The organism is Flavobacterium sp. KACC 22758, from assembly GCF_028736135.1.
GTDB lineage: Bacteria > Bacteroidota > Bacteroidia > Flavobacteriales > Flavobacteriaceae > Flavobacterium > Flavobacterium johnsoniae.
This window is the reverse complement of sequence record NZ_CP117878.1, coordinates 3,525,151-3,539,185: the sequence shown is the minus strand read 5'-3', so window position 1 is coordinate 3,539,185 and position 14,035 is coordinate 3,525,151. Positions and strand designations below refer to the sequence as shown.

At 34.7% G+C, this 14,035-nt stretch carries 9 protein-coding genes; 8 read left to right on the top strand and 1 reads right to left on the bottom strand.

Annotated features, from left to right (window positions below):
- The first annotated feature begins 103 nt into the window (after nt 1-103).
- The 4 genes from PQ462_RS14885 to PQ462_RS14870 all read left to right on the top strand — a co-directional run bounded on the left by PQ462_RS14885 (nt 104) and on the right by PQ462_RS14870 (nt 5,125).
- Complete coding sequence (locus PQ462_RS14885; RefSeq protein ID WP_044048511.1) at nt 104-1,126, top strand: sugar kinase; 1,023 nt, start codon at nt 104-106, stop codon at nt 1,124-1,126.
- A 12-nt stretch (nt 1,127-1,138) separates the two neighbouring features.
- Nucleotides 1,139-1,807: a bifunctional 4-hydroxy-2-oxoglutarate aldolase/2-dehydro-3-deoxy-phosphogluconate aldolase gene (locus PQ462_RS14880; protein WP_012026234.1), complete on the top strand. Its 669-nt coding sequence runs from the start codon at nt 1,139-1,141 to the stop codon at nt 1,805-1,807.
- Nucleotides 1,808-2,016: 209 nt separating this feature from the next.
- Nucleotides 2,017-3,465, top strand: coding sequence for a tagaturonate reductase (locus PQ462_RS14875; RefSeq protein ID WP_121360727.1), 1,449 nt, complete (start codon nt 2,017-2,019; stop codon nt 3,463-3,465).
- A 37-nt stretch (nt 3,466-3,502) separates the two neighbouring features.
- Nucleotides 3,503-5,125: a UxaA family hydrolase gene (locus tag PQ462_RS14870; protein ID WP_274250579.1), complete on the top strand. Its 1,623-nt coding sequence runs from the start codon at nt 3,503-3,505 to the stop codon at nt 5,123-5,125.
- 242 nt (nt 5,126-5,367) lie between these two features.
- Here PQ462_RS14870 and PQ462_RS14865 read toward each other — a convergent pair whose 3' ends face one another.
- A complete protein-coding gene (locus PQ462_RS14865; protein ID WP_012026231.1) occupies nt 5,368-6,396 on the bottom strand; it encodes a LacI family DNA-binding transcriptional regulator in 1,029 nt (342 codons plus the stop codon).
- Nucleotides 6,397-6,686: 290 nt separating this feature from the next.
- Between PQ462_RS14865 and PQ462_RS14860 the strand changes: the two genes are divergently transcribed.
- The 4 genes from PQ462_RS14860 (at nt 6,687) to PQ462_RS14845 (ending at nt 13,987) form a co-directional block, all read left to right on the top strand.
- Complete coding sequence (locus PQ462_RS14860; RefSeq protein ID WP_274250578.1) at nt 6,687-8,114, top strand: glycoside hydrolase family 28 protein; 1,428 nt, start codon at nt 6,687-6,689, stop codon at nt 8,112-8,114.
- 45 nt (nt 8,115-8,159) lie between these two features.
- Nucleotides 8,160-11,264: a SusC/RagA family TonB-linked outer membrane protein gene (locus PQ462_RS14855; RefSeq protein ID WP_274250577.1), complete on the top strand. Its 3,105-nt coding sequence runs from the start codon at nt 8,160-8,162 to the stop codon at nt 11,262-11,264.
- Nucleotides 11,265-11,276: 12 nt separating this feature from the next.
- A complete protein-coding gene (locus PQ462_RS14850; protein ID WP_274250576.1) occupies nt 11,277-12,950 on the top strand; it encodes a RagB/SusD family nutrient uptake outer membrane protein in 1,674 nt (557 codons plus the stop codon).
- A gap of 104 nt (nt 12,951-13,054) precedes the next feature.
- Nucleotides 13,055-13,987, top strand: a complete 933-nt coding sequence (locus PQ462_RS14845; protein ID WP_274250575.1) for an alpha/beta hydrolase — start codon at nt 13,055-13,057, stop codon at nt 13,985-13,987.
- Nucleotides 13,988-14,035: the final 48 nt, after the last annotated feature.

Sequence of the window (14,035 nt, the reverse complement as noted above, 5' to 3'; positions counted from 1 at the left end):
TTAAGCAAATTGGCTTAATAAACTTAACCTTTAATTGCAAAAAGAATATAAAGTAGAGCTTAATTTTCTTAATGTCTTAATGGTAAAATATAAAAAAGATAGTATGAGTAGAGTAGTTGCATTTGGAGAAATCATGCTGCGTTTATCGACAGAAAGACATTTACGTTTTTCGCAGTCAACAGCATTTGGTGCTACATACGGAGGCGGAGAATTTAATGTATGTGTTTCTCTGGCAAATTATGGTGTAAATGCTGAATTTGTTACAAGATTGCCTCAAAATGAGATTGGTTTATCGGCATTGAAAGAAATACGAAAAATGAATGTCGAATCTAAAAACATTGTTTACGGAGGAGAGCGTTTAGGAATCTATTTTCTGGAGACCGGAGCCGGAACACGCGGCAGTAATGTAGTGTACGATCGTGCACACAGTGCAATGGCATCTATTGAAAAAGGGCAGGTAGACTGGGAGAAAGTTTTAGCAGGAGCTGAATGGTTCCATTGGAGCGGTATTACGCCGGCTATTTCACAAACTGCTGCAGAAGCTTGTTTAGAAGCTATTAAAGTGGCTCATAAACTGGGAATTAAAATTTCCTGCGATTTAAATTACAGATCAAAATTATGGCAGTACGGTAAAGCGCCAAGCGAAGTTATGCCGGAAATGCTGCAATACAGCAATGTTATTTTAGGAGACATTGATACAGCGTATTTTATGTTAGGAATTCCGAAAGTAAATCCGAATTATCAGGACGAAAAATCGCTTCCTGTTTTATACGAAAAATTGTTTCAGTTAATCCCGAATTTAAAAGTGGCAGCAACAACACTTCGTTATTCTGTAAGTGCTTCACACCAAAGAATTGGTGGTGTTTTGTTTGACGGAAAAGCAATTTATCAGGCAGCTGTAAAAGAGGTAACTCCTGTTGTTGACAGAGTAGGAAGCGGCGACGCTTTTATGGGAGGACTAATTTACGGACTGTTAGAATATCAAAATAATAACCAGAGAGCTTTAGATTTTGCTGTGGCAGCTTGTTGTTTAAAACATACAATTGCAGGCGATTATAATCTGGTTACTTTAAAAGAAGTTGAAAATATGATTGATGGTGATGGTTCTGCATTAGTATCAAGATAATTAATTAGAAAAATGGCAAAATATTCAAGAATAGAGGTTGCGCAGACAATGAAAGATAACGGAATGGTGCCGTTGTTTTTTCATTCTGATATTGAATTAAGTAAAAAAGTTTTAAAAGCTTGTTACGACGGTGGTTCCAGATTAATGGAATTTACCAGCAGAGGTGATTTTGCACATGAAGTCTTTGGTGCTTTAAATAAATACGCTTTGGCAGAACTTCCGGGAATGATCTTAGGAGTGGGTTCTGTTACAGATGCAGCTTCGGCATCATTATATATGAGTTTAGGAGCTAATTTTATTGTAACTCCGGTATTCAGAGAAGACATTGCAATTGCCTGCAACCGCCGAAAAGTATTATGGTCTCCTGGATGCGGTACGCTTAGCGAAATTGCAAGAGCAGAAGAATTAGGCTGTGAAATTGTAAAATTATTTCCGGCAGATACTTACGGACCAGAATTTATAAAAGCCATAAAAGGACCATGCCCGTGGACAAACATTATGCCTACAGGCGGTGTTTACCCAACTGTTGAAAGTTTGAGTTCATGGCTTAATGCAGGAGCAACCTGTGTTGGTTTAGGTTCACAATTAATTTCAAAAGATATATTAGACAAAAAAGACTTTGACGGTTTAACAGCCAAAGTAAGTCAGGTTCTTGACATCATAAAAAATATAAGAAAATAAATAAGGAGTAATCATGCCAACCCTTATTTAGATGCGTTTTTTTTAGATTTTAGAGATTGTAATTGAGCATTACGCTTGCAAAATAATTCCTGTCACTCCTCACAGCAGGTTTTATTTTAAAATCAGGTGTAATGTTTCATTTACAATGTTTTAAAGGAACGAATAAGGTTTAAGTGATTATTTATAACACTTTTAAAGAGAGAATTAAAATGGAAAAAATTAACAGATCAAATTCAGAGTTTTCAAACAGGCTTCCAATTAAAATTGTACAATTTGGAGAAGGTAATTTCTTAAGAGCTTTTGTTGAGTATGCTATTCAGAAATTAAACCAAAAAGCAGATTTTAATGCTGGTATTGCAGTTGTACAGCCTATTGATAAAGGGCTTGTGAATATGATCAATGCACAGGACGGATTATACACTTTATTCATGAAAGGTGTAAAAAAAGGCGAAGAAATTCAGGAAAAAGAATTGATTACCAATATTGTAAAAGCAGTAGATCCTTATGCTTCTTTTCAGGAGTATTTGTCTTTAGCTAAAGAAGAAGAGCTGGCTTTTATTATCTCAAATACTACTGAAGCGGGTATTGAATATATTGCTTCTGATCTTCCAACAATGACGCCTCCTGTATCTTTTCCTGCAAAATTAACAGTGCTTTTAAATGAAAGATTTAAGCATTTTAATGGAGCAGCAGATAAAGGATTAACAATCATTCCTTGCGAGTTAATTAATTATAATGCAGATACTTTAAAAGAGATCGTTTTTAAATACAGTGCAGACTGGAAATTAGGTGCAGAATTTGAATCTTGGTTAACAAACAGCTGTTCTTGGCATAACACATTAGTAGACAGAATTGTACCGGGTTATCCAAAAGATCAGATTGAAGAATATAATGCACAGCTTTCATATAAAGATGATTTAATTGTAAGTGCAGAAACTTTCTTTTTATGGGTAATTGAAGGTGATGACAAACTGAAAGCAAAACTTCCGTTTGACAAAACAGATTTAGATGTAAAAATCATTTCTGATATGCAGCCATATAGAACTCGTAAAGTTAGAATCCTTAACGGAGCGCACACAGCAATGGTGCCATTCTCTTTACTTTACGGAAATGAAACTGTAAAAGAAACAGTTGATAATGAATTTACTGGTGGTTTTATCAATAAAGCATTGTTTGAAGAAATCAACGAAACTTTAAACATGGATAAAGCAGAATTGGCTAGTTTCTCTGAAGAAATTTTAGACCGTTTCAGAAATCCATTTGTGAAACATTTATTATCATCTATCGCTTTAAATTCAATCTCTAAATTTAAAGTTCGTGTATTACCAAGTTTAACAGGATATGTAGATATTCACGGTAAACTTCCAGTTCATTTAACATTTGCTTTTGCAGCGTTGATTCGTTTCTACAAAGGAACTTGGAACGGACAAAGTTTACCGGTAAATGATAGTGACGATATTGTAACTTTCTTTGATGGTTTATGGAAATCAGATGATTATGAGAAAATTGCAAGACTTACTTTGCAGAACAAAAATTTCTGGGATGAAGATTTAACTGAAATATCAGGATTAACAAGAGCAATTACAATTGCTTTAGAAGAAATTGATGCTAATGGTATTGAAGCTGGTTTTGCTAAGTTTCAGGAAAGAATCAAATAAAAAAAGATAAAAAAAACAAAAAGAACAAGGGTTAATTATGGCAGCGCAGAAAAAATTGATAAAAGTTCACCCAACCGACAATGTAGCGGTTGCTTTGGTGGATCTTACAGCAGGCGAAGTAATTGATTTCGAAGGAGAATCAGTTACAGTTGAGTCTGATGTAAAAATGAAACATAAGATTGCAATGGTTCCTTTTAATGTAGGGGACAGAATCATTATGTACGGAGTTTTAGTAGGTAAAGCAAGTGCAAGAATCGAAAGAGGAGGATTGCTTTCTACTGCAAATGTAAAACACGAAAGTGATAAAGTTACTGGTAAAACAGAAACGATTGGCTGGAATGCTCCAAATATTGATAAATGGAAAGACAGAACCTGGCAGGGTTATCACAGAGAAGACGGACAAGTTGGAACTGAAAATGTTTGGTTATTCTTCCCGTTAGTATTTTGTGAAAACAGAAACATCGAAATCTTAAAAGATATTTTTGAGAAAGAATTGATGAAACCAAAAGAAAACGATTATCAGTTATTGTTACGTTCTTTGGTAAAATCAGAAACAGGAGGAGCAGGAAATCAGGAAGCTTCAAATGATGCGAATTTATTCAACAATATTCAGGTAAAATTCATTACACACCAAGGAGGCTGCGGCGGAATTCGTCAGGATTCTCATAGTCTTGCTAAATTATTGGCTGGTTATGTAAACAATCCAAATGTTGCCGGAGCAACAGTTTTGAGTTTAGGATGCCAGAATCTTCAAATTTCGATTTTTAAAGATGCTTTAGACGCGATCAATCCAAACAGTAAAAAACCTGTTTTAATCTACGATCAGCAGTCAATTGGAACTATCGAAAAGATGTTAAGCAGTGTTGTTAAAGATACTTTCGAAGCGATTAAAAAAGCAAACGAAATAAAAAGAGAACCAGCTCCATTATCTAAACTAAGAATTGGTTTAGAGTGCGGTGGATCTGACGGATTCTCTGGAATTTCTGCAAACCCTACTTTAGGAGTAACTTCAGATTTATTGGCTGCTTTAGGCGGTACTACAATTCTTTCTGAGTTTCCTGAATTATGCGGTGTTGAGCAGGAATTAGTAAACCGTTGTGTTGAAGACGAGAGCGGAAAACGTTTCTTAGACTTAATGCAGTGGTATGAAAAAACTGTTGTTGATGCTGGTTCAGGATTTGATATGAATCCTTCTCCGGGGAACATTAAAGACGGTTTAATTACAGATGCAATGAAATCTGCAGGAGCTGCTAAAAAAGGTGGAACTTCACCTATTACCGGAGTATTCGATTACGGTGAATATATCACTAAACCAGGTTTAACTTTACTATGTACACCAGGAAATGATGTTGAGTGTACAACTGCAATGGTAGGTTCTGGTGCTAATATGGTATTGTTTACAACAGGTTTAGGAACTCCAACAGGAAACCCAATTGCTCCGGTTGTAAAAATTTCATCAAACACTCAATTAGCAAACAAAATGTCAGATATTATCGATATTGACACTGGAGGTATTATTACTGGTGAAAAATCTATCGATGAAATGGCAGATGAAATGTTAGAGTTTATTATAGATGTTGCCAGCGGAACAATTAAAACCAAAGCAGCACTTTTAAACCAAAACGACTTTATTCCTTGGAAAAGAGGAGTTTCGCTTTAAGTTTGTAGGTACGAAGGTACAGAGATACAAAGTATCAAAAGTTTATATAGAGACGCACAGCAGTGCGTCTTTTTTTATGAATACAATTTACGTAAGATAGCTCCAGAGGAGCTGAATATTTATAGTAGAAGAATAGAGTCATCATGATAAAAGCTCCATAGGGATGGTTTATTATTGTTTATGGTTAAAAAAAATAAGCTCATCGTTAAATGAGCTTATAATTTATGAAGGTAAAATATATTTTAAAAGTTTGTTCTCGAAGATGATTTACGAATGTGTAATTCAGGTGCCAGAACTACCTTTTTTTCTATTTTAATAGTATCTGTTTTATCGACTTGTTCTAAGAAAACACGTGCGGCCATTTTCCCCATTTCAAGCGGCGACTGATCTACAGATGTAATCGATAATTCCATGAATTTTGTAAAAGGTTCATTACTAAAACCAGCCACACAAAACTCATTCGGAATGCTAATATTTCTTTCTTTTAATTCCTGAATTGCTCCTAAAGCTGCAAAATCACTCGATGAGAATATTGCATCAGGAGGAGTTTCTAATTGCAGCAGTTTATCGACAGCTTCTTTTCCGGCGTCAACCATACTTTTTACCGGTATTACATATTCTTCTTTAAATTCAATTCCGTGATCTAAAAGGGCTTGTTTGTAGCCTAAAAACCTGTTTTTAAAGATTTCCAAAGACTGATCTCCAGAAAAATGGGCAATGTAACGGCATCCTTCGTTAATTAAATGTTTAGTGGTTAAATAACCGCCTCTAAAATCGTTAATGGTTACAGAGCTTACGCCGTCAATATGTTTGCTCCTGTCAAAAAAGATAAGTGGTACATTCTTTTGTAATACATTGTTGAAAGCATCATCATTTTCGCTGGTTACATCAGTAACTGACATCAGAATGCCGTCTACCTGAGCATCAATTAAAGTATATAGATTTTCATTTTCTCTCTGTTTGCTTTCATGAGTCTGACAGATAATTACCTGATAACCGTGAGGCTGTAATTCTTCTTCAATACCACGAATGACAGAAGCAAAAAAGTTGCTGTCAATACGTGGTACAATCACTCCAATATTATTACTTCGGCCGCTTTTTAATGCTAAAGCAAGTTTGTTTTGCTTGTAGTTCATTGAGGCAGCAGTTTTAATAACCAACTCACGAGTGCTTTCTTTTATTTTCGGGTTGTTATTCAACGCTCTGGAAACAGTAGCTGCAGTGATATTTAGTTTTTCGGCAATATCATAAATGGTTACTTTTTCGCTCATTAAAAAGGGGTTTACAAGTTAAATTCTACGACAAAAATACATTTTTTTTATATAATCTGTTGTTTAATGTTATCGATTACCATAACAAATTACTACAACGTTTTATATTCTACAATGATAATAAATTATAATAATTTTTGCATTAAATGTAATTATAATTCTTAATAAAAATTAAAAATACAATTTATTTCTAAATAAATTTGGTTCGTTGAAACATATTTTCTATTTTCGTGTAATCGATTACATAATTATTGATCTTTTCACCTCGTTAAACTAGAAATTCCACACAAATGATTACAAATAAGGTTATAGCGCTCAAATCAGTTGTTTTTTTAAGCATAACAGTCATTTTGACTATATCGTGCTCAAAAAAAATTACTCCTGAAGCTGAAACTGATCCGTGGAAAACTATGGAATTAACAATAAAAAACCTCCCAAAAACAAATTTTCAGGATAAAACCTATAATATTAATGATTTTGGAGCTGTTGCAGACGGTAAAACTTTGAACACTGCGGCATTTGAAAAGGCTATTCAGACTTGTACTGAAAATGGGGGTGGAAAAGTTTTGGTTCCAAACGGAAAATACTTAACCGGAGCCATCCATTTAGAAAACAATGTAAACCTTCATTTAGAAGATAAAGCTGAAATTTTGTTCAGTTTAAATCCAAAAGATTATCCAATGGTTCATACTTCATGGGAAGGAACTGAATTAATGAATTATTCACCGCTTATTTATGCTAAAAACAAAACTAATGTTGCCATAACAGGAAAAGGAATTTTAAATGGTCAGGCTGATAGTACTAATTGGTGGATCTGGTCTGGTGCAAAAATGTATGGCTGGAAAAAAGGAATTCCGTCTCAAAACGACCCGACAAATCGTGAAGTTTTGGTTGATATGGCAGAAAAAGGCATTCCGGTTGAGCAGAGAATTTTTGGAGAAGGAAGATACCTGCGTCCAAATTTTATTGAGTTTTTTGAATGTAATACGGTTTTGGTAAAAGATATTACGGTTATCAATTCTCCTTTTTGGATTTTACATCCCATAAAAACAAACAATATGATTATTGACGGTGTAACGGTAAACAGCCACGGACCAAACAATGACGGCTGTGATCCTGAGTATTCACAAAATATTGTAATTAAAAACTGCACATTTAATACCGGCGACGATTGTATTGCTATTAAAGCCGGACGTGATGCTGATGGAAGAAGAGTAGCCATTCCGAGTAAAAATATAATAGTAAAAAATTGTAAAATGATCGACGGGCACGGCGGTGTTGTTATTGGAAGTGAAATTTCTGCCGGAGTAAACAATGTGTTTGTAGAAAATTGCGTAATGGACAGTCCAAATCTGGATCGTGCCATAAGAATTAAAACTAATTCAAGACGAGGCGGTATTATCGAAAATGTATTTGTTAGAAACCTTGAAGTAGGAACAGTTAAAGAATGTGTATTAAAACTGAATATGTTTTATAACGTTTACGGGTCACAAACCGGAAACTTTATACCAGTAATAAGAAACATCAATCTTGAAAATGTAAACGTAAAAAATGGCGGAAAATACAGTATCTGGGCCGAAGGTTATAAAGAATCTCCTGTAGAAAATATCACGCTGAAAAACGTAAAAATCCAAAAAGTAGACTCGATCTATTTATTAAAGAATGTAAAAAATATCAATTTTATAAATACCTACATCAATGAAAAAAAAGTAGAATAAACTAAATACTAATGACTATTAACCAAAAAACCACTTAACAAAATTATGAACATTCAAAAATCATTAAAGAAAAAAATAAAATACAATCTTGTATTTTTATTTTTCCTGAATTTTCTGGTGAGCCATACAGTGAGCGCTCAATCTACCACAATAGAAGGTAAAATTACTGATGCTGCCGGACTATCACTGCCGGGTGTAAATATCCAGGAAAAAGGTACTAAAAATGGAACTTCGACAGATTTTGAAGGAAGTTTTAAAATAAATGTAACCAGTAACAAAGCTGTTTTAATTATCAGCTATTTAGGCTTTCAAACGCAGGAAGTAAGCGTTGCCGGAAAAACAAAAGTAAACGTAAGCCTTGCAGAACAATCCAATTCATTAAACGAAGTAGTGGTTGTAGGATACGGTTCTGTTAAGAAAACAGACCTTACAGGATCTGTAAGTACAATTAGTGCTGCAACAATTACAGAAAGAAATACTACAAGCGCACTTGAGGCAATTCAGGGAAGCACGCCTGGGGTTCAGATTTCATCTTCATCAGGACGTTCTGGTGACGGATTTAAAGTTGTAATTAGAGGAAATAACTCATTAGTAGGATCATCTCCTTTATATGTAGTGGATGGTGTTCCTGTTGATAATATCGACTTTTTGAATCCGCAGGATATTTCAAGAATGGATGTTTTAAAAGACGCTTCATCTGCTGCAATCTATGGTTCTCGTGGTGCCAGCGGTGTTATTATCGTAACTACAAAAAGCGGTGCTAATGTAAAACCGGGAATCAATGTAACTTTTGATTCTTCTTACGGTACAAAAACAGCGGCGAGAATGCCAAAAATGATGAATGGAGAAGAATGGTGGAAATTTCATCAGGTAGCTTATATGAGTGCTACGCCAGCAACACAAACTCCGGCTCAATTGGCAGCTTTAGCAGGAAATCAAAGTCCGCTATTAGTTTCAAGAGCTAACAGTGGTTACAATTTTGACTGGGCAGATGCGGTACTTAAACCGGGTATGACACAAAATAATTATTTAAATGTTACAGGACGTTCAGATTCTGGTTTAAGTTATAACTTAGGATTTGGTATACAAAGTGATGAAGGACTTATCGATAACGATTCAACAGATAAATATTCTTTTAAATTAGGATTAAATCATAAAATAAACGACAAATTTACTACCGGAGCAAATATTACGATTGCTCGTCTGGATACAGAACTAGGTTCAGATCTGGCTATGCAGGATGCTTTCAGACTTAGTCCGCTTATGTCGCCATGGGCAGTTGATGCACAAGGAAATGAGCAGGTGGGAACTTTGTTCTTTTTGCCTGGTAAACTAACATATCCTGATGGTTCTTGGGCAATTAACAAAACATCAACGGTAAACCCGTTAATGGAAATTGCAAATTCTTCTCAAACAGAAAAAACTTGGCAGACAGTTGGAAACGTTTTCTTCCAATATCAGCCTTTAAAATGGCTTTCGTTTAAAACAACATTTGCCGGAGGAATTGAAAATACAGAAACAAGCGCATCATATAAAGCACAAACTAATGCCGGAGTAACATTAAACGGAAAAAATTCTGCTTCAATTAAAAACTTCAACAATTTCAATTATACATGGGATAATCAAATTGATTTGAAACATACATTTAATGAAGTGCATGATTTCAGCGTTTTATTACTACAGAGTTTGTATTCAAATACAGATAAAACATCTTATATGTATTCTAACAATCAGCCTTTTGATGTTGGTTCAAATAATATGGGATCTGGAGTGCAGACTAGTTATAATATCAATTCAGGATATCAAAAAAATACATTAAGCTCTTATGCGGTTCGTGTAAATTACAGCTTTAGAGATAAATACCTATTGACAGCTTCTACAAGATGGGATGGTTCTTCTGTTTTATCTGAAGGCAATAAATGGCAGAGTTTCCCTTCTGTAGCTTTAGGATGGAAAATCAGCAAAGAATCTTTCCTTGCCAGCAGTTCAGTAATTTCAGATTTAAAACTTCGTGCGAGTTTAGGATATACAGGAAATGATAACGTAGCACCTTATACTTCTCAGGCATTATTAAATCAGCAGACTTTTTATGCTAACGGAGCTAATGTAGTTTCGGGATGGCAGACTGAAAATTTAGCCAATCAGGCTTTAACTTGGGAAAAAACAAGAGAACTTAACTTTGGTCTTGATTTCGGATTCTTAAGAAACAGAATTTCTGGTAGTGTTGACGTTTACGACAGATTATCAGATAAGTTAATTTACAAACAAGAATTACCACTTGAAACAGGATACAAAAATACATTTGCTAATGTGGGTTCTGTAAGCAACAAAGGAGTCGAAGTTTTGTTAACAACAAAAAATATCAAAAGCGAAAAAGTAAACTGGGAAACTACATTTACTTTTACTAAAAACGTAAACAAATTAGAGTCAATTTACAACCAGGATCAGGTAAGTGATATTGGTAATAAATTAATTTTAGGATCTCCTTTAAATCCTAACTACAACTATGTTTATGATGGTGTATGGCAGGAAAGCCAGGCAGCAGAAGCAGCAACTTATAACATGCTTCCGGGTCAGGCAAAACCAAAAGACCTTAATGGTGATGGTAAATTTAATACAGATGACAGAACGGTAATTGGTAACCCAAATCCGGAATGGCAGGGAAGTTTGTATTCTAAACTGACTGTTGGAAATTTTGATTTCAATTTCTCAGTTCTTACCAGTCAGGGGCAGACAGTATTAAGTACTTTTCACCAAAACTTTGCAGATGTAAGTGACAGAGGACGCCAAAAATTAGCTATGGATTATTTTATTCCAACAAATGGAGCAGGAATCGAAGCTAATGCTAACAATACAAATCCAAGACCAGGACCTGTAGCAACAGGAGCAGGAGCTTACTGGACTTCATTATTTGCTTACTACAGAGACGTTTCTTACGTGAAAATTAAAAATATATCTTTAGGATACACACTGGATTCTGAATTATTGAAAAAACTAAAAATCAGTAATTTAAGAATATATGTAAATGTGTTAGACCCATTTGTGTTTACAAATTTTGATGGATACGATCCGGAATGGGCAGCTTCATCTTTTGGAGTAAATCGTCCGGCATCAATAACAACGCAATTGGGAGTAAGTGTTAAATTTTAATAAAGATATCAAATGAAAAAAATAATAATAATGTTAGGAATGATTGTTACAAGCTTAAGTTCTTGCAGCAATTATATTGAGGAGGAAAGTTTATCAAATGTTCCTGCCGATGCAACCTATAAAACCGCATCTGGATTTCAGTTATTAATCAATACAAATTATGCCTGGCTTAAAAGCATTTACGGAGGAAATCCGTGGTTGTTTGAATCAGGAACAGATATGTATGCAGAAGGAAGAACTCCGGAACCAGCAGGTTTGAGCCAGTACGCGCTTTTAATTCCTACTTCAGATAACGTGGCAGATTTATACCGTCCTTGTTATCAGTTAATTCAATCAGTAAATAAAGCAGTTTATTATTCATCTGTAACAGAGCAGACAGCCAATTTAAATACATTATTGGGTGAAGCCCGTTTTTTAAGAGCACAAGCTTACTTTTTGTTAGTACAGACTTATGGCGGAGTTCCAATTGTAAACGAACATGTTACAACTCCTGTATTATCTTTTACAAGAAATTCTGCTGAAGAAGTCTACACACAAATAATATCTGATTTAGATTTTGCTTTGGCAAATGTTGGAACTACATCATATAGTACAACCGGAAGAGTAAACAAAAGAGCGGTTAATGATTTATTAGCAAAAGTGTATTTAACCAGAGGATATGAATCTTATGGTAAAGCCGATGATTTTTCAAAAGCAGCAGCTTATGCCGATGCAGCAATTGGAGGACAGACCCTTGCAATTGCTTTCGATCAGTTGTTTAAACCAGGAAACGATTTAAATGCTGAAACTATTTTTTCTGTTCAATATGATAAAGCTTCTACAAGTACAGACCCAACAAAATTAGGAAACAACCAATTTTATTATTTCAGTTCGTATTTAGGAGGAGCAGAAACTGGAGCTCCGTTAAGAAGCTATAATTTATGCCCTACAGATTATGCTTTAGGTTTATATGAAAAAGGTGATGCAAGATGGAATGCTACTTTTATGACAGAAATTGTAGAAGGTCCTGAAACAACAAATGGTGTAACAAAAACAATTTTATACTATCCTTATTACAGAAGTTCAAATCCTGCTTCACTAAAAGTTAGACACTTTTACGAGCCAAAATGGTTTACACCAGCAGATAAAACGGCTTGGATGACAGCAAATGCATCAAGATTATCGGCTACGTTTGTTTACCACCCGTGGGGAGAGTATTCTGCAGCACATACATTAATCAAAAACTTAGACTGTTATACTATTCCGGTTAAGAAATTTGATGATCCGGATCCTACTACACCTTCTAGCACAGGTCCTGTAAGTACGAGAGATATTATTGTTTCGAGATTAGGAGAAACCTATTTAATTGCTGCCGAAGCCTATTTAAAAGCAGGTGTGCCTTCAACAGGTTTAGATCGTTTAAACGAAGTAAGAAGAAGAGCAGGAGTTGCCAATGCAACAATCGGGCAATTCAACATCGATTATATTTTAGATGAAAGAGGAAGAGAATTATTAGGAGAATATAAAAGATGGTTTGATTTAAAACGCACCGGAACTTTAGTAGCAAGAGCTTCTGCATATAATTATAAAATTAAAGCAGCAAATTTTGTTGGTGTAGACGGTCAGCTTAAAATTTTAAGACCAATACCTCAGTCGGCATTGGATTTAAACCAAAATAAAGATTTTCCTCAAAATCCTGGTTATTAGTAATTTGTTAGTTTTTTGAGAACATTTGTTTTTTTGAAGAAGTTAAAAAGGAGTTTGGCCAAAGTGCCAGACTCCTTTCTTAACTAAAAAGTAAATTGATTTTAATGCGAAAAATTGTATTCATTTTGTTATGCTTTTCCTGTGCAGTAAATGCACAGCGTACTTACAGTGTCGATACGTCGTACACCGTAAAAAGCACTTATAATAAATTGATAAAGAAATACCCGGAAATAACAATACCGGAAATTGCCAAAAATGAAAATGTAAACCAGATTAGCGATGTGGTTTATTTTACATCAAAAGACAGAATACTGCATTTGGATGCTTTTGTAAATAATAAGCAAAAACAAAATCCTGCAGTTATCATGATTCATGGCGGCGGATGGCGTTCAGGAAATAAAAATCAGATGAATCTTTTGGCACAGGAAATTGCTTCAAAAGGCTATTCTTGTTTTACAATAGAATACAGGTTGTCGCTCGAAGCAAAATATCCATACGGAGTATATGATGTAAAAAATGCCATTCGTTTTATAAAAGATAATGCAAAGAAATTCAAAGTAGATCCAGACAAAATTGCGGTTTTAGGCTGTTCTTCGGGAGGTCAGATGGCAGCTTTGATTGGTACAACAAATGGAATTTCAGCTTTTGATGATCCGTTAAATAAAAGTAAATCATCAAAAGTAAATGCTATTATTAATGTAGACGGCGTATTAGCATTCAGGCATCCCGAATCATCAGAAGGAGAAATGGCATCGTTTTGGCTTGGAGGTTCTTATGAAGAAAAAGAAGAAAACTGGAAGAATGCATCGGCTTTAAGCCACACTGATAAAAATACGCCTCCAATATTGTTTATAAACAGCAGTATTTCGAGGTTTCATGCAGGAAGAGATGATATGATAAAAATTCTGGATCAATATAAAATTTACAGTGAGGTTCATACAATCGAAAATTCACCTCACTCATTTTGGTTTTTTCAACCCTGGTTTGACCAGACTGTTGATTTTACAACCCATTTTTTAAAAAAGATTTTCAAATAATTACCATAAAATAAAAAACGAAGATTAAAGGCAAAGCCTTATTTCAAA

Bases quoted from the DNA above. Each gene is read 5' to 3' on its own strand.
- PQ462_RS14855 (WP_274250577.1), top strand. From the start codon at position 8,160: ATGAACATTCAAAAATCATTAAAGAAAAAAATAAAATACAATCTTGTA.
- PQ462_RS14845 (WP_274250575.1), top strand. From the start codon at position 13,055: ATGCGAAAAATTGTATTCATTTTGTTATGCTTTTCCTGTGCAGTAAAT.
- PQ462_RS14875 (WP_121360727.1), top strand. From the start codon at position 2,017: ATGGAAAAAATTAACAGATCAAATTCAGAGTTTTCAAACAGGCTTCCA.
- PQ462_RS14850 (WP_274250576.1), top strand. From the start codon at position 11,277: ATGAAAAAAATAATAATAATGTTAGGAATGATTGTTACAAGCTTAAGT.
- PQ462_RS14870 (WP_274250579.1), top strand. From the start codon at position 3,503: ATGGCAGCGCAGAAAAAATTGATAAAAGTTCACCCAACCGACAATGTA.
- PQ462_RS14860 (WP_274250578.1), top strand. From the start codon at position 6,687: ATGATTACAAATAAGGTTATAGCGCTCAAATCAGTTGTTTTTTTAAGC.
- PQ462_RS14865 (WP_012026231.1), bottom strand. From the start codon at position 6,396: ATGAGCGAAAAAGTAACCATTTATGATATTGCCGAAAAACTAAATATC.
- PQ462_RS14885 (WP_044048511.1), top strand. From the start codon at position 104: ATGAGTAGAGTAGTTGCATTTGGAGAAATCATGCTGCGTTTATCGACA.
- PQ462_RS14880 (WP_012026234.1), top strand. From the start codon at position 1,139: ATGGCAAAATATTCAAGAATAGAGGTTGCGCAGACAATGAAAGATAAC.